The organism is Streptomyces fildesensis (assembly GCF_016107395.1).
Lineage (GTDB): Bacteria > Actinomycetota > Actinomycetes > Streptomycetales > Streptomycetaceae > Actinacidiphila > Actinacidiphila fildesensis.
In genome coordinates this window covers 21,245-35,989 of the sequence record NZ_JAAIKO010000029.1, presented here as the reverse complement: position 1 = coordinate 35,989, position 14,745 = coordinate 21,245, and the positions used below count along the sequence as shown (strand labels likewise).

The following is a 14,745-nucleotide window of genomic DNA, read 5'->3' as shown; positions in this document are numbered from 1 at the left end:
TCGTCGTACAGGTGGTGCGGTGTGCGCTCGCGCGCCCGTGCAGCGCGCGCTCAGTGCGTCAGAAGGTCAGCTTCCAGCTGTTGATGTAGCCGGTGTCGACGCGGGCGACGTCCTGGACCTTGAGCTTCCAGACGCCGTTGGCGACCTCGCTGGAGGCGTTGGCGGTGTACGTGGTCACGACGTTGCCGGCGGAGTCCGAGCCGCTGGAGTTCTTCAGGCGGTAGGTGCTGCCGTCGGGGGCGACCAGGTCGATGACGAGGTCGCCGCGGTAGGTGTGGACGATGTCGACGCCTACCTGCAGGGCACTGGGCGCGTTGCCCGCGATACCGCTGACGGTGACCGACGAGGTGACGGCCGCGCCCGCGTCCGGGATGGCGACGTCCGTGGTGTTCTCGAAGACCGTGCCGGTCGGCGGTGTCGTGGTCCCGGTGCTCAGGTTCCAGACCGCGTACGCGATGGCGTCGCTGTTGTTGTCCAGCGCGCTGTCGTTGAGGTTGGCGGAGGTGTCGCACGAGCGGTGGTAGCAGGCGTCGAACGCCTGGCCCGAGGTGCCGCCCCACTTCTGTGCCTGTGCCGCGGTCTTGGTGTAGTCCGCGCCGCTGAACAGCCCGCCGACCGGCACACCCGCGCTCTTGAACGGGGCGTGGTCGGAACGGCCGTCACCCTCGGTCTCGATCTCGGTCGGGATGCCCCTGGTGGCGAAGAAGTCCTTGAAGACCGTCTCGAGCGGCCCGTTGTCGTCGTAGACGAAGTACCCGGGGTTGGGCGAGCCGATCATGTCGAAGTTGAGATAGGCGTCGATCTTCGACCGCTCGGCGGCCGGCAGGTTGTTGACGTAGTACTTGGAGCCGATCATCCCCAGCTCCTCGGCGCCGAACCAGCCGAACCGCAGGTGCTTGGTGGGCTGCAGGCCGGCGCGCGAGACGGCGAGGGCGACCTCCAGGGTGCCCGCGGTGCCCGACCCGTCGTCGTTGATACCGGGTCCCGCGGTGACGGAGTCCAGGTGCGCACCGCTCATCACCACATGGTTGGCGTCGCCGCCCGGCCAGTCGGCTATGAGGTTCCAGCCGGTGGCGCCGCTGCTGGTGAACTGCTGGATCGTCGTGGTGTAGCCGGCCGCGTCCAGCTTGCCCTTGACGTAGTCGAGTGAGGCCTTGTAGCCGGGCCGTCCGTGGGCGCGGTTGCCGCTGTTCGCGGTGGCGATGGACTGCAGTTGGGTCAGGTGCGCCTTGACGTTCGCGACCGGGATGTCCGGTGCGGCGACGGTCGGCGCGGGGGCGGCCGGGGCCGCGGCAGTGGCCGCGGGCGATGCGCCGATGAGGGCCGCCGAGAGCGCGGTGACCGCGCCGATGGCGGTCAGGGCATGGCGCAGCGTCAGTCTTGTGGACACGTGGTGCTCCGTTTTCCGTGGTGGGGGCGCGGAACGAACGAGGCACGCCGCGGCGTCGACCACGGCGCGCAGGAGCGTCTTCTGGCCAGAAGTCTCTTTGATGCGGACATGATGATCCGGCGGTCCCGGATGAGGCGTCAAGGGCGATAACCGGACAGGAAGTTCCGGTGAACGGACGAAGCCAGGCAAAGGCGTTGCAAAGGAACCGCAAAGACGCTCCAGGGACCCACGACACGGCAGGCCGCCCGAACCATGGTGCCGGCTCCGACCTGGGCACTGCGCGTAACGTGAGTTAACGCGGGTGAAACGCCGCCGAACTACCGTTCCGCACCCGATCGACTGTGAGGTGTGGCCGTGCAACTGACCCCCCATGAGCAGGAGCGCCTGCTCATTCACGTCGCCGCCGATGTGGCGGACCGGCGCCGCGCGCGCGGTCTGCGGCTCAACCACCCCGAGTCCATCGCGCTGATCACCGCGCACATCCTCGAAGGTGCCCGCGACGGCCGCAGCGTCGCCGAGTTGATGGCCTCGGGCCGCACGGTGCTGAGCCGGACCGACGTCATGGACGGCATCCCCGAGATGATCCCGGACGTGCAGGTCGAGGCCACCTTCCCCGACGGGACCAAGCTGGTCACCGTGCACGACCCGATCGTCTGACGAGGAGGCCCACCGATGATTCCCGGAGAGATCCTCCACGCCGACGAGCCCGTACCGCTCAACGAGGGAAAGCCCGTCACCCGGCTGACGGTGCTCAACACCGCCGACCGTCCGGTCCAGGTCGGCTCCCACTACCACTTCGCCGAGACCAACCCCGGTCTGGACTTCGACCGCGCGGCCGCGCACGGCCTGCGGCTGTCCATCGCCGCCGGCACCGCCGTGCGCTTCGAGCCCGGTATCCCGGTCGCGGTGGAGCTGGTGCCCATCGGCGGTGCGCGCATCGTCGCCGGGCTGCGCGGCGAGACCGCGGGAGCCCTCGATGGCTGAACTCACCCGAGCCGTATACGCCGACCTGTTCGGCCCGACGGCGGGCGACCGGATCCGGCTCGCCGACACCGACCTGCTGATCGAGGTCGAACGCGATCTGTCCGGCGGCCCGGCCGGCTCCGGCGACGAGGCGGTCTTCGGCGGCGGGAAGGTGATCCGCGAGTCCATGGGCCAGTCCCGGGCGACCCGCGCGGAAGGCACCCCCGACACCGTCATCACCGGCGCGGTCGTCCTGGACCACTGGGGCGTCGTCAAGGCGGACATCGGGATCCGGGACGGCCGTATCGCCGCGATCGGCAAGGCCGGGAACCCCGAGACGATGGACGGTGTGCATCCGGACCTGGTCATCGGACCCGAGACCGAGATCATCGCGGGCAACGGCAGGATCCTCACCGCCGGAGCGGTCGACGCGCATGTCCACTTCATCTCGCCGACCGTCGTCGACCAGGCGTTGTCCGCCGGGGTGACGACCATCGTCGGCGGCGGCACCGGCCCCGCCGAGGGCACCAGGGCGACCACCATCACCCCCGGACCCTGGCACCTGGCCCGGATGTTCGCGGCGCTGGAGGCGTATCCGGTCAACATCGGACTGCTCGGCAAGGGCAACACCGTGTCGTCCGAGGCGATGTACAGCCAACTGCGCGGCGGAGCGGTGGGATTCAAGATCCATGAGGACTGGGGGGCGACCCCGGCCGCGATCGACGCCTGTCTGACGGTGTGCGACGCCACCGGAGCCCAGCTCGCCATCCACACCGACACCCTGAACGAGGCCGGCTTCGTCGAGGACACCCTCGCCGCCATCGCGGGCCGCGGCATCCACGCTTACCACACGGAAGGCGCGGGCGGCGGGCACGCACCCGACATCATCACCGTCGTCTCCCGGCCCAACGTCCTGCCGTCCTCGACCAATCCCACCCGGCCGCACACCGTCAACACCGTCGAGGAGCACCTCGACATGCTGATGGTCTGCCATCACCTCAACCCGGCCGTCCCCGAGGACCTCGCCTTCGCCGAATCGCGCATCCGGCCCTCGACCATCGCCGCCGAGGACTTCCTGCACGACCTCGGCGCGATCAGCATCATCAGCTCCGACTCCCAGGCCATGGGACGGGTCGGCGAGGTCGTGCTGCGGACCTGGCAGACCGCGCACGTGATGAAGAAGCGCCGCGGATCACTGCCCGGGGACGGGCGCGCCGACAACCACCGGGCTCGTCGCTATGTCGCCAAATACACCATCAACCCGGCGGTGGCGCAGGGCCTGGACCAGGAGATCGGCTCCGTCGAGACCGGGAAGCTCGCCGACCTCGTCCTGTGGGAACCGGCGTTCTTCGGCGTCAAGCCGCTGCTCGTCATCAAGGGCGGCCAGATCGCCTACGCGCAGATGGGCGACGCCAACGCCTCCATTCCCACCCCCCAACCAGTGCTGCCGCGGCCGATGTTCGGCGCCGTCGGACGGGCACCGGCCGCCAACTCCTTCAACTTCACCACGCAGACCGCGCTCGACGACGGCCTCCCGGACCGGCTCGGCCTGGGCAAGCGGTTCCTGCCGATCCGCAGCACCCGGGCGCTGACCAAGGCCGACATGCGGGAGAACGACGCCCTGCCGCGGGTCGAGGTCGACCCCGACACCTTCACCGTGCGCATCGACGGCGAGGTCGTCGAACCGGCACCCGCTGCCGAACTGCCCATGGCCCAGCGTTACTTCCTCTTCTGATGACGCCGAGTGCCACGGTGACCGCGACGGCACCGGCCCCCGCCGCCAGGGCCGCGCTGCTGATGCTGGCCGACGGACGGTTCCCGGCCGGCGGCCACGCCCACTCCGGAGGCGGCGAGGCAGCCGTCACGGCGGGTCTCATCCATGACCCGGCCAGTCTCGCCGCCTTCTGCCGGGGCCGGCTGCACACCTCGGGGCTGGTGGCCGCCGCGCTCGCCGCGGCGGCCACCACCGGCCTCGATCCGCTGCTGCTCGACGCCGCGGCCGACGCCCGCACCCCGTCACCCGTACTGCGCGCCACCGCCCGCAAACTCGGCCGGCAACTGATGCGCGCCGCGCGGGCCGCCTGGCCCGCCGCGGAACTCGACCGGCTCGCCGCCGCCCGGCCGCGCGGCGCCCATCAGCCGATCGTGCTCGGCGTCACCGCCCGCGCCGCGGGCCTGACCCCACTGGACGCGGCGCACGTGGCGGCCTACGAATCCGTCACCGGCCCGACCACCGCCGCCGTCCGGCTGCTCGGTCTCGACCCCTTCTCCGTCGGCGCCGTCCTGGCCCGCCTCGCTCCCGAACTCGACGCCGTGGCCGAACGTGCCGCCCTGGCCGCCGTCCGCGCCGCGACGGAGGGTCTCCAAGCGCTGCCCGCCGCGTCCGCCCCGCTGCTCGACATCCACGCCGAGCAGCACGCCGCCTGGCCCGTCCGCCTCTTCGCCTCCTGACCCCGGGACGACCGCGAACCTCCCGACCGTCCACCGCCGTCCGACCGACCCCGGAGCCGACCATGCACCTCGACCACCCGGACACCTATCCCGAGCGCTACACCTACGGCACCCCCGCCCGGCGCCCCGACGGCACCCGCCGGGCCCTGCGGGTCGGCCTCGGCGGACCGGTCGGCTCCGGCAAGACCGCCACCGTCGCCGCGCTCTGCCGCCGGTTGCGCGACGAGCTGTCCATCGCGGTCGTCACCAACGACATCTACACCCGCGAGGACGCGGAGTTCCTGCTGCGCAACGCGGTCCTGCCCCCCGAGCGCATCAGCGCCGTGGAGACCGGCGCCTGCCCGCACACCGCGATCCGTGACGACATCTCCGCCAACCTCGAAGCCGTCGAGGACCTGGAGGACGCGGTCGGGCCGCTGGACCTCGTCCTGGTCGAGTCGGGCGGCGACAACCTCACGGCCACGTTCTCCAAGGGACTGGTGGACGCGCAGATCTTCGTCATCGACGTCGCGGGCGGCGACAAGATCCCGCGCAAGGGCGGGCCCGGCGTGACCACCTCGGACCTGCTGGTCATCAACAAGACCGACCTCGCCCCGCTGGTGGGCGCCGACCTCGGCGTCATGGCGCGCGACGCCGCGGCCCAGCGCGGCGACCTCCCGGTCGTCTTCACCGCGCTGACCGCCGAGGGCGGTATCGCCCCGGTCGCCGACTGGATCCGCGAGCGGCTCGCCGCCTGGACCGCGGACCGGGCATGACCGCCGCTGTCGCGGGCGGGTTGCGCGCCGGTGGAGTCCGCGCCGCCGCCCGCATCACCGCCGTGGCCGACGGGCGCGGCGGAACCGCCCTGCCGGTGCTCGCCGGCGACGGTCCGTTCGCGCTGCGCCGCACCCGGGCCACCGGCCGCGGCGCCCAGGTCACGGTCATCGGCGCGATGAGCGCCCCGCTGGGTGGCGACCGGCTGGAGCTGTCCGCCGAGGTGGGCGCGGGCGCCGAGCTGACGGTGACCAGCGCGGCCGCGACCATCTCGCTGCCGGGCACGTCCGGTGAACCCGCCACGTACGACGTGCGGTTGGACGTCGGCGAGGACGCGGTCCTGCGCTGGTTGCCCGAGCAGGTCATCGCGGCCGCGGGCAGCGACCTGCGGATGACCACTCGTGTCGAGCTCGCGGCGGACGCCCGGCTCGTCTACCGCGACGAGCAGGTCCTCGGCCGCGCGGGGGAGCGGCCGGGGCGGCTCACCACCCGGCTGACCGTCCACCGCGCCGGGGAGCCCCTGCTGGACCAGGAGCTGTCGTTCGGTCCCGGCATCCCGGGCTGGGACGGTCCTGCGGTCCTGTACCGGTACCGTGCCGTCGGCCAACTGCTCGTCGTGTCACCCGACTTCGGCGATGAGCCGCCGACAGCCGCAATCCTCGCGGCGGACCCGGACAGCGGCCAGGCCGTCAGCACCCCGCTCGCCGGCCCCGCCGTCCTGGTCACGGCCGTGGCACCCGACGCGTTGTGCCTGCGCCGGCTGCTCGACACGGCGATACGCACGGTGATGCCGAACGGTGACGGTTCCGGTGCCCATCACCCGAAGACGGCCGCGGCAGGACGCGTTAGCGTGGCCGGATGAGCACTTCGATCAACGACGCAGCGGTACCGGCCCCGTCCCCCGGCCGCGAAGGCCCGACCGCGACGCGCGAGGCACAGCCCCACGAGGTCGGACCGGTACGCACGACGTACGCGCCCGACCGCGACGGCGACCCGGATCCCGGCGAAATCGTCTGGACATGGGTGCCGTTCGAGGAGAACGACGGCCGCGGCAAGGACCGGCCGGTGCTGGTGGTGGCCCGCGAGTCGGCCGGCACGCTGCTGGCGGTCCAGCTGTCCAGCAAGCGCCATGACGAGGACCGCGAATGGGTGCCGATCGGCACCGGTTCCTGGGACGCGGCCGGCCGCGAGTCCTGGGTCGACCTCGACCGCGTGCTGCGCGTGCACCCCGACGGGATGCGCCGGGAGGCCTGCGCGCTGGACCGTCCGCGCTTCGACCGCGTGGTGGGACGGCTGACGGAGCGCTACGGGTGGAGCTGACCGCGCCCGCGAGTTGACCCTCCCGCATGGGCGCCCCTGCCAGGTCGCACTCACTCCGACGCGCTGAGCAGTTCCGTCAGGTGCAGCGCCGCCGGGCCCGGGTCACCCCGGTGCAGCGACTCCGTGCGGTGCACCAGCCGCGGAGCGGACAACGGCACGCCGCCGGCCCCGGCGACCGACGCCGGCAGCAGCGCCAGTCCGTGCCCGGCCCGCACCAGGGCGAGCACGGCCCGCACGTCCGCGCCGTTGTAACGCGGCCCGGGGCGGAAGCCGTTGCCGCACGCCGCGCGCAGTTCACCCAGCGGGATCGCGGCGTCCGGGGCGTCCAGCCACAGCGCGTCGATCAGGTCGGTCAGCCGCAGGCCGTCCCGTGCGGCCAGCGGATGACCGTCCGGCAGAAGGACGGCCAGCGGCTCCTCGCCGACGCCGGCCGTGTGCAGCGGACCGGCGTCGGGCAGCCGCAGCGGATCGCTGGGCGCCGCCGCGCCGTCCACCAGGCCGAGATCGATGTCACCGCAGGCCACCCCGGCGACGACTCCGGCCCGCTCCAGCAGCCGTACGGTCACGTCGGTGCGCGGCGCCGCGGCCCGGAGCCGGGCGAGAGCGAGTGCCGTACGGTCGCCGAACGCCAGCGGGGACGCGCCGAGCACCAGCCGCGCCGCGGGGAAGTGCGCCGCCCGCACCACCTCGGCGCGGGCCGCCGCCATCCGCAGCAGCAGCGGACCCGCGTGCTCCAGCAGCCGGGTGCCCGCCTCGGTGGGCGCCACCGGCCGGCGGCCCAGCAGTTCCACCCCGAGATCGGACTCCAGGGCGGCGATGTGCTGCGAGACGGCGGACTGGGTGTAGCCCAGTTCCCGTGCGGCGGCGGAGAACGACGCGAGCCGGACGACGGTCGTGAAGGTGCGCAGCAGATGCGGATCCATGAGCATCAGTATCACTGATGGGGGGACCACTCATCATCGTTGGACGTGATGCCCGGCCGGTCGCAGGATGAACTCCATGACCACCGAACCTGCGGATATCGCCGCCACTGCCGCCGTTCCTGCCGCGCACCCCGCCCCGTACCCCGCCCCGCGGATCGCCCTGGTCGGCGACCGCTCTCCGTCCGTCCGCTCCCACCAACGGGTCCCTGTCCTGCTGGACGCGCTGCGCGAGCGTCATGGGCTGCCGGCCGACGCGTACTGGATCCCGACGGAGGAGGCCGCCCGGCCTGGCGCCGTGGCCGGCTTCGACGCCGTCTGGCTGCTGCCCGGCAGCCCGTACCGCAGTGAGGCGGGCGCGCTGGCGGCCGTCCGCACGGCCAGGGAGAACGGCATCCCGTTCCTCGGGACCTGCGGTGGCTTCCAGCACGCGCTGCTGGAGTTCGCCCGCACCGTCTGCGGCCTCGGCGACGCCCGGCACGCGGAGAACAACCCCGACGGGGACGGTGATCTGCTCATCGCGCCGCTCGCCTGCTCCCTCGTGGGCCATGAGGGAGCGGTGCACACCACGCCCGGCTCGCTCGCCGAACGGCTGCTCGGCAGCCGCGGGACGCAGGAGCGCTTCCACTGCGACTACGGGCCGGTGACCGACCTGCTGCCGCGACTGCGGGAGCACGGGCTGCGGTTCACCGGACATGACACCGACGGGCAGCCGAGGATCGCCGAACTGCCGGGGCACCCCTTCTTCCTGGCCACGCTCTTCCAGCCGGAACTCGCGGGGGACGGCTCGGTGCCGCATCCCTACATCCGCGGGCTCGCCGAGGCCGCCAGGTCGCACACCATGTCACGGGTTGGTAAAGAATCGCCGGTGTGACCTGTTCACAGCCACCTCACAGCCGAAAGGATCCTTTCGAATCTCTGTGATCACCGTGGCCACAAGTCGCGGGTCAGTAGGGGGAGGAATTTCCTTGAGACGCACTGTTGTGCTCGTCTCCACCGGCGCCCTCATAGCGGGCGCCATAGCCGCCGCTCCGGCGGCCACCGCCGGAGACAAGCGGCCCACCGGCCAGCACCGGCCGAGCGGACTCGCCGAGTCCATCGGCGTGCAGATCGCGGCCGCCCGTGCGGCCGAGAAGGGCATCGACTGGGCCACGTGTCCGGCCGACTGGGGCTTCCCGGCCCCTGTCCAATGCGGCTACGTCACCGTTCCGGTGGACTACGCCAAGCCGTTCGGCAAGACCATCAAGATCGCGGTCGACCGGGCCGGCAGCACCGGCACCCCGGCCGAGCGCCAGGGCGCACTGCTCTACAACCCCGGCGGCCCCGGCGGTTCGGGTATGCGGTTCCCGCTCCGGATCACCAACAAGTCGGCGCTGTGGGTGAACACCGCCAAGGCGTACGACTTCGTGGGCTTCGACCCGCGCGGCGTCGGCCACTCGGCGCCGATCTCCTGCCAGGACCCGCAGGAGTACGTGAAGGCCCCCAAGGCCGACCCGGTGCCCAGCGGTGAGGCGGACAAGCTCGCGCAGCGCAAGCTCGCCGCCGCGTACGCCAAGGGCTGCCTGGAGCGCACCGGCGCGCAGATGCTCTCGCAGATGACGACGGCCAACACGGCCCGCGACATCGACGTGGTGCGCGCCGCCCTGCACGAGAAGAAGCTGAACTACATCGGCGTCTCCTACGGCACCTACCTCGGTGGTGTGTACGCCACGCTCTTCCCGACCCACGTGCGCCGCATGATCATCGACAGTGTGGTCAACCCGGACGACGACCAGGTCTGGTACCAGAACAACCTGGACCAGGACGTGGCCTTCCAGGGTCGCTGGGACGACTGGAAGGCGTGGGTCGCCAAGTACGACTCCGTCTACCACATCGGTGACACCCCGGCGAAGGTGCAGACGCAATGGGAAGCCCTGCGCGCCGCCGCCAAGGCGAACCCGATCGGCGGGGTCGTCGGCCCGGCCGAGCTGCTCGGCTTCTTCCAGGGCGCTGCGTACTACGACTCGTCGTGGGCCAGTGTCGCGGGCGTGTGGAGCAAGTACCGCGCGGGTGACACCCAGGCGCTCGTCGGTGCCGCGGGGCCGGACATGTCCGACACCGCGGGCAACATCTCGTCGGAGAACGGCACCGCGGTGTACACCGCGGTGGAGTGCACCGACACCAAGTGGCCGACCAGCTGGAAGAAGTGGGACCGTGACAACACGGAGCTCCACAAGAACTACCCCTTCCTGACCTGGTCCAACGCCTGGATGAACCTGCCGTGCGCCACCTGGGGCGTCAAGCAGCAGACCCCGGTCGACGTGCGGTCGCACCGCGGGCTGCCCGGTGTCCTCATCGTGCAGAGCACCCGTGACGCGGCCACGCCGTACACCGGGGCGCTCGAGATGCACCGGCGTCTGCAGGGCTCGGAGCTCATCACGGAGAACGGCGCCGGCTCGCACGGCGTCACCGGTCTGGTCAACCCGTGCATCAACAGCCGGGTGGACGACTACCTGATCAAGGGCAAGCTCGACGGTCACGACGTCGTGTGCACTCCGCACGCCGTTCCCGTGCCCGCTGCTTCCTAGGTCTCCCGGCTCGGTCGGAAACGCCTCGCGCCGGTCCTCGTGGACCGGGGCGAGGCGTTTCCGGGAGCCGTGACGGGCCAGGTCAGCGGAGCAGTTTGCGTTTCGCCCGCTCGAACTCCGGCCGGGTCAGCAGGCCGCGCTTCATCAGACCCGCGAGCCGCTCCAACTCGTCCGCCAGTGAGACGGGCGGCGGCGCGGCGGGCGTTCTGGGGGCCCGGGACTGCTTGCCGATCGCGGCCTCGACGGCCCTGCACAGCACCTCGAAGTCCGCCTGCTGCTCCTTGCCGAAGGACACCGAAGAGTCGGTTCTCGGAGCAGGGCCGCTGCCGGTGCCTCCCGTGTTTCCGCCCAGCAGGATGAAGCGGATGCTCCCGTAGCCGGTCCAGCCGGCGGCCTTCCAGCGGACGGCTCCGATCCGGGCGACCGGAAGCCGCTCCACCCGCTTGCTGAGCAGGCCGGGCCGCTGGATCGTCACCTGCTCACCGTCGAAATCGACGTGCACATTCCTGCTGCTGGCATCCATGTCGCCCCCTGAGCGCCGATGGACCGGAATCCTTCCACGGCGCAGGTCCGCGTGGGGCGATACGACGAATCGGGCAGGCCGGCGGGCGGGCGGACGCCCGCGTGTCGCGGGGGACCCCGGCGGAGCGGGTAACTTGGCTGGATCATCCAGGCGAGGCGAAGGCACATCGATGGCGAAGCTCAACGGCAAGATCAAGTGGTTCAACCCGGGGAAGGGCTTCGGTTTCATCACCCCGGCCGACGGCGGCCCTGACGTCTTCGTCCACGGCAAGAACATCGAGGGCAACGTCGCCGACGACAAAGCGGTGGAGTACGAGCTCGGCGACGGCCCCAAGGGCCCGCACGCGCTGAATGTGAAGGTCGTCTAGCCACCGCGGCGGTCGGTGCGCCCGGCGGATCGGCTGCGTCTACAGCAGTACGAACATCGCGGCGCTCGCCGCGCCGACCGACGCGCCGGCCACGGTCTGGGCGACGGAATGGTAGGTCAGCGCGACGCGCGACCAGCACACGGCGGCGACCAGGACGTAGCCGAGGAGCCACCAGGGCGAGGCGACGGCGGCCAGCAGCGCGACGACGCCGGAGGCCACCGCCGAGTCCACGCTGATCTTCCAGAACGTGTTCACGGCCAGCAGGACGACGGTCACCGCCCACAGCGAGACCATCGCGATGAGGATGTCGGCCGGCGCGTGGGCCAGCAGCATCACCGCGGAACCGACCCCGATGGAGCCGAGGATGACGGCGAAGATCGGTGCCCGCTGCGTACGGTCCACGACATGCCGGTCGCCCCAGGTGCCGCGCTTGCGCTCCCACTCGATGTAAGCGGCCGGAATGACCCCGGCGCACAGTGCCGCGAACAGCCCCCACGCCGCACCGCTCACGTTGCCCCCCGCGGCCGTCCCGACGCCGACCAGACCGGCGAGCAGGACGTTGCGGGGCTGCAGGACATCGGTGACGATGCGCGCCGTGGCCTCCAGCCTCGTACGGGCCGCTCCACGGACAGGACCGGCTGCTGTGACGGACCGCTGCGGGGGCACCGCGCAGGTCTCGGCGGCAGGGGTTTCGGCGGCGGGGGATTTGATCAAGTGGCGCACCAGCTCAGGGTAGAGCCACGCCCCGCGGCGGGGACGCGCGGGCCGACGGGTGTCGGGAAGTACCTAAGGATGACGGATTCCGCAGGGCGCGGCCGATCGTAGTGTCGGGCTCAGCAGCAGGGGCCGGAAGCGGCACCTGTGACAGCCGGAGCAACCGCATCCCTGGAGGATCGATGTCCACCTACGCCGTCGCCTATGTCCGCAAGATCGTCAACCCGAGTCCGGAGATCGCGGAGTACCTGCGCCACGTCTCCGACACCATGGACCCCTTCGGCGGCCGGTTCCTCGTGCACGACGGCGAGCGGGAGGTCCTGGAGGGCAGCTGGACCGGCGGCCTGATCATCATCGAGTTCCCCGACCGGGCCAAGGCCCGCGCCTGGTACGACTCGGAGGCCTATCAGGCGATCCTCCCGTTCAGGACCGACAACATCGAGATGGACGTCATCTTCGCCGAGGGCGTGCCCGAGGGCTACCGGGGATCCGAGGCGCTGGCCAAACTGCCCTTCTAGCAGCGGTCTTCACCGGGCCGGGGACGGAAACCGGGCAGAGCGCCCCAGCGGTCACTCGGGCCGGGCCTGCACCTCGGGCCCGCCACCACGCCAGTCGATGAGCGGATGGTCCTCGACCTCCACGTCGTCCAGACCGGCCCGGCGCAGGAACTCCACGATGTCCGGGAGCGAGTACGCGCGGCCGACCGGCGTCCCGCCGATCGTCACCCGCCGTGTGCCGTTCTCCAGCGGGTAGACGACGACCTGCTGCGCTTCTGGATCCATATCCCTAGGCTGCGCGTTCGAGCGGCCCGGCGCATCTCTTGTGGCGTATTGCGTTCACTCCCTTCACTCCTCTCAATCGCCGGCGAGGTCACGGCGGCGGAAACCGGTCAGACCCACGGCCGCCGCCACGGCAGCGACGAGGACGAGCCATACGTAAGGCGCCGCCGTCTGCGGTCCGCCCGGCGCCTTGGGCAGGTGGGTGAACGGTGAGAGATCCAGCATCAGCTGGGGCAGCACGGGACCGAGCTGCCCGCACAGGAGAAGGGCGGCGAAGACTCCCCAAGCCGCCGCGGAGGCCTCCGGCAGCCAGCCGAAGAGCACCAGGGTCAGTGCCGCGGTGACCCACACCGCCGGAGCCTGGGCAAGCGCCGCTCCGGTCAGCGTGGGCAGCTGCCCGCTGATGTCGCCGATGGTGGCGCCGTAGGCCAGCCCCGCGGACAGTCCGCCGACCGCGAGCAGCACGAGCGTGCCGAGGGCGGGGAACACCAGGTGGCTGCAGGCCCAGCGCACGCGGCCGACGGCGTTGGCCAGCAGGGGTTCCGCCAGTCGGCCGGTCTCCTCCGAGCGCAGCCGCAGTGTGCTCTGCACGGCGTAGGCCGCGGCGAGCATCCCGAGCAGTCCCATGGCGGTGGCGAAGAAGGAGTCGGTCAGGGCTCCGGGTCCTCCCATCCGGCGGACCATGTCCCCCAGCTGCGCGTTGTCCTCGACGATGCCGGAGATCGAGTTGCCCACCGAGCCGTAGAGCGCTCCCGCGACGGCGAATCCGGCGGCCCAGCTGTACAGGGCGCCGCGCTGCAGCCGCCAGGCGAGGGCGAACGGGCCGTTCAGTGCCGCCGCGCCCTCGGCCGGCCCGGGGCGGGCCGGGAGCAGCCCTGCGCCCAGGTCACGTCTCGCCACCAGGACGTAGGCGGCCCCGGTCATCACCGCGGTGAAGGCGGCGACGAGCCCGAGCACCCACCACCGGTCCCCGGCGAACGGCCGGAGGTTCTCGGTCCAGCCGAGCGGCGAGGCCCACACGAGGGGTGACGCGGCGTCCGCCGCCGCGTCGCCGGCGGCGCGGAGCAGGAACGCGAGCCCCGGCAAGCCCCTTGGCGACCCGAGCGCTCGCGGTGAGCTGGGCGGTGACCGCCGCGACGCCCGCGAACATCAGCCCGCTGCCCGCGAGGGCGAGGCCCAGGGCGGCCGATCCGGCGACCGACTGGCCGAGCACCGACAGTGCGGTGGCGACGATCAGCGCGAGGGCGGCACTTGCCGTCAGAGCGGTCAGCAGTCCCGCGGTGAGCGGGGCACGCCGTCCCACCACGCCGGAGCTGAGCAGTTCCTGGCGGCCGCTCTCCTCCTCCTCGCGGGTGTGCCGGACCACGACGAGGATGCTCATCAGACCGGTGAGCGCGGCACCGATACACCCCATCCGCCAAGCGGTGAGCGCACCGATGCTCTCCCCGCTGAACGCCGGTCCGTACAGCGCCCGCAGGGAACTGTTGACGTTCATGCTGCGGGCGAAGTCCGTCCGCTCCTTGAGCGTGCCGTACAACGTGCCCAGGGAGAGGCAGGTGCTGAGCACCGCGGCGGTCAGGGCGTAGACCCAGACCGGGATCATGATCCGGTCCCGGCGCAGCGCCAGCCGGGTCAGCACACCGGTGCCGGTGACGCTGCCCCCGCTGCCCACCCGGACACCGACGTCGGTGGCGCTCATCGGGACACCGCGTCCGGCACGGCCTGGTAGTGGCGCAGGAAGAGCTCTTCGAGGGTCGGCGGCCGACTGGTCAGACCGCGTACCCCGGACTCGCCGAGCTGCCGCAGAACGGCGTCGAGTTGATCGGTGTCGACCTGCAGGCTGACCCGGTGGCCCCGGATGTCCAGGCCGTGCACTCCGGGCAGGTCCGCCAACCCGTGCGGGGAGCCGTCGAGTTCGGCGGAGATCGCGGTGCGGGTGAGATGGCGCAGTTCACCGAGGGTGCCGGTTTCGACGGTGCGGCCCTGGCGGCCGCCGGG

General features: G+C 71.9%; 16 protein-coding genes and 2 pseudogenes. 11 read left to right on the top strand and 7 right to left on the bottom strand.

The features are described 5' to 3' along the window. Nucleotides 1-58: 58 nt before the first annotated feature. The gene (locus tag C6N31_RS28985) at nt 59-1,390 is read right to left on the bottom strand and encodes a M28 family metallopeptidase (RefSeq protein WP_381587217.1); all 1,332 of its coding nucleotides are present in this window, start codon (nt 1,388-1,390) and stop codon (nt 59-61) included. Between the two features lie 354 nt (nt 1,391-1,744). On the opposite strand from C6N31_RS28985, the gene C6N31_RS28980 reads away from it, so the two are divergent. The 7 genes from C6N31_RS28980 (at nt 1,745) to C6N31_RS28950 (ending at nt 6,877) form a co-directional block, all read left to right on the top strand. Next, entirely contained in the window at nt 1,745-2,047 is a 303-nt protein-coding gene (locus C6N31_RS28980; RefSeq protein WP_138354513.1) for an urease subunit gamma, read from the top strand. Between the two features lie 15 nt (nt 2,048-2,062). Next, nucleotides 2,063-2,374: an urease subunit beta gene (locus tag C6N31_RS28975; RefSeq protein WP_138354514.1), complete on the top strand. Its 312-nt coding sequence runs from the start codon at nt 2,063-2,065 to the stop codon at nt 2,372-2,374. Further along, on the top strand, nt 2,367-4,088 hold the full coding sequence (locus tag C6N31_RS28970) for an urease subunit alpha (RefSeq protein ID WP_138354515.1): 1,722 nt from the start codon (nt 2,367-2,369) through the stop codon (nt 4,086-4,088). Before C6N31_RS28975 ends, C6N31_RS28970 begins: the two co-directional genes overlap by 8 nt. Continuing rightward, nucleotides 4,088-4,804, top strand: a complete 717-nt coding sequence (locus C6N31_RS28965; protein ID WP_138354516.1) for an urease accessory protein UreF — start codon at nt 4,088-4,090, stop codon at nt 4,802-4,804. The genes C6N31_RS28970 and C6N31_RS28965 overlap by 1 nt, the downstream gene beginning before the upstream one ends. Nucleotides 4,805-4,866: 62 nt before the next feature. Further along, complete coding sequence (ureG, locus tag C6N31_RS28960) at nt 4,867-5,559, top strand: urease accessory protein UreG (protein WP_138354517.1); 693 nt, start codon at nt 4,867-4,869, stop codon at nt 5,557-5,559. Beyond that, entirely contained in the window at nt 5,556-6,419 is an 864-nt protein-coding gene (locus C6N31_RS28955) for an urease accessory protein UreD (protein ID WP_138354518.1), read from the top strand. The genes ureG and C6N31_RS28955 overlap by 4 nt, the downstream gene beginning before the upstream one ends. Beyond that, nucleotides 6,416-6,877 (top strand): type II toxin-antitoxin system PemK/MazF family toxin, encoded by a 462-nt coding sequence (locus C6N31_RS28950; protein WP_138354519.1) that lies wholly within the window; start codon nt 6,416-6,418, stop codon nt 6,875-6,877. The genes C6N31_RS28955 and C6N31_RS28950 overlap by 4 nt, the downstream gene beginning before the upstream one ends. Before the next feature lie 50 nt (nt 6,878-6,927). Here the strand turns inward: C6N31_RS28950 and C6N31_RS28945 are convergent, their stop codons facing one another. Then, the gene (locus C6N31_RS28945) at nt 6,928-7,800 is read right to left on the bottom strand and encodes a LysR family transcriptional regulator (RefSeq protein ID WP_198358555.1); all 873 of its coding nucleotides are present in this window, start codon (nt 7,798-7,800) and stop codon (nt 6,928-6,930) included. Nucleotides 7,801-7,876: 76 nt separating this feature from the next. Between C6N31_RS28945 and C6N31_RS28940 the strand changes: the two genes are divergently transcribed. Together C6N31_RS28940 and C6N31_RS28935 are read left to right on the top strand one after the other, a co-directional pair. Further along, nucleotides 7,877-8,671, top strand: a complete 795-nt coding sequence (locus tag C6N31_RS28940) for a CTP synthase C-terminal region-related (seleno)protein (protein WP_198358554.1) — start codon at nt 7,877-7,879, stop codon at nt 8,669-8,671. Nucleotides 8,672-8,765: 94 nt separating this feature from the next. Then, nucleotides 8,766-10,364, top strand: coding sequence for an alpha/beta hydrolase (locus C6N31_RS28935; RefSeq protein ID WP_138354522.1), 1,599 nt, complete (start codon nt 8,766-8,768; stop codon nt 10,362-10,364). Nucleotides 10,365-10,446: 82 nt separating this feature from the next. Here C6N31_RS28935 and C6N31_RS28930 read toward each other — a convergent pair whose 3' ends face one another. Continuing rightward, nucleotides 10,447-10,887: a DUF4429 domain-containing protein gene (locus C6N31_RS28930; protein WP_138354523.1), complete on the bottom strand. Its 441-nt coding sequence runs from the start codon at nt 10,885-10,887 to the stop codon at nt 10,447-10,449. Nucleotides 10,888-11,056: 169 nt separating this feature from the next. Here C6N31_RS28930 and C6N31_RS28925 point away from each other — a divergent pair, with 169 nt between their 5' ends. Continuing rightward, nucleotides 11,057-11,254 (top strand): cold-shock protein, encoded by a 198-nt coding sequence (locus tag C6N31_RS28925; RefSeq protein WP_138354524.1) that lies wholly within the window; start codon nt 11,057-11,059, stop codon nt 11,252-11,254. Between the two features lie 39 nt (nt 11,255-11,293). Here the strand turns inward: C6N31_RS28925 and C6N31_RS28920 are convergent, their stop codons facing one another. Further along, nucleotides 11,294-11,860: a hypothetical protein gene (locus C6N31_RS28920; protein ID WP_138354564.1), complete on the bottom strand. Its 567-nt coding sequence runs from the start codon at nt 11,858-11,860 to the stop codon at nt 11,294-11,296. Between the two features lie 290 nt (nt 11,861-12,150). Between C6N31_RS28920 and C6N31_RS28915 the strand changes: the two genes are divergently transcribed. Then, nucleotides 12,151-12,486, top strand: coding sequence for a DUF1330 domain-containing protein (locus tag C6N31_RS28915; RefSeq protein WP_138354525.1), 336 nt, complete (start codon nt 12,151-12,153; stop codon nt 12,484-12,486). Between the two features lie 51 nt (nt 12,487-12,537). On the opposite strand, the gene C6N31_RS28910 is transcribed toward C6N31_RS28915, so the two are convergent. The 3 genes and pseudogenes from C6N31_RS28910 to C6N31_RS28900 form a co-directional block, all read right to left on the bottom strand. Continuing rightward, on the bottom strand, nt 12,538-12,750 hold the full coding sequence (locus tag C6N31_RS28910; RefSeq protein WP_138354526.1) for a hypothetical protein: 213 nt from the start codon (nt 12,748-12,750) through the stop codon (nt 12,538-12,540). 72 nt (nt 12,751-12,822) lie between these two features. Then, nucleotides 12,823-14,446 (bottom strand): annotated as a pseudogene (locus tag C6N31_RS46990) (ABC transporter permease). Continuing rightward, a pseudogene (locus tag C6N31_RS28900) lies at nt 14,443-14,736 on the bottom strand (ATP-binding protein DrrA1-3 family domain-containing protein); the annotation flags it as partial. The pseudogenes C6N31_RS28900 and C6N31_RS46990, both read right to left, overlap by 4 nt. Between the last annotated feature and the right edge of the window lie 9 nt (nt 14,737-14,745).

Coding starts and splice junctions, on each gene's coding strand:
- C6N31_RS28975 (WP_138354514.1), top strand. CDS start 2,063: ATGATTCCCGGAGAGATCCTCCACGCCGACGAGCCCGTACCGCTCAAC.
- C6N31_RS28970 (WP_138354515.1), top strand. CDS start 2,367: ATGGCTGAACTCACCCGAGCCGTATACGCCGACCTGTTCGGCCCGACG.
- C6N31_RS28965 (WP_138354516.1), top strand. CDS start 4,088: ATGACGCCGAGTGCCACGGTGACCGCGACGGCACCGGCCCCCGCCGCC.
- ureG (WP_138354517.1), top strand. CDS start 4,867: ATGCACCTCGACCACCCGGACACCTATCCCGAGCGCTACACCTACGGC.
- C6N31_RS28955 (WP_138354518.1), top strand. CDS start 5,556: ATGACCGCCGCTGTCGCGGGCGGGTTGCGCGCCGGTGGAGTCCGCGCC.
- C6N31_RS28950 (WP_138354519.1), top strand. CDS start 6,416: ATGAGCACTTCGATCAACGACGCAGCGGTACCGGCCCCGTCCCCCGGC.
- C6N31_RS28945 (WP_198358555.1), bottom strand. CDS start 7,800: ATGGATCCGCATCTGCTGCGCACCTTCACGACCGTCGTCCGGCTCGCG.
- C6N31_RS28940 (WP_198358554.1), top strand. CDS start 7,877: ATGACCACCGAACCTGCGGATATCGCCGCCACTGCCGCCGTTCCTGCC.
- C6N31_RS28930 (WP_138354523.1), bottom strand. CDS start 10,887: ATGGATGCCAGCAGCAGGAATGTGCACGTCGATTTCGACGGTGAGCAG.
- C6N31_RS28925 (WP_138354524.1), top strand. CDS start 11,057: ATGGCGAAGCTCAACGGCAAGATCAAGTGGTTCAACCCGGGGAAGGGC.
- C6N31_RS28915 (WP_138354525.1), top strand. CDS start 12,151: ATGTCCACCTACGCCGTCGCCTATGTCCGCAAGATCGTCAACCCGAGT.
- C6N31_RS28910 (WP_138354526.1), bottom strand. CDS start 12,750: ATGGATCCAGAAGCGCAGCAGGTCGTCGTCTACCCGCTGGAGAACGGC.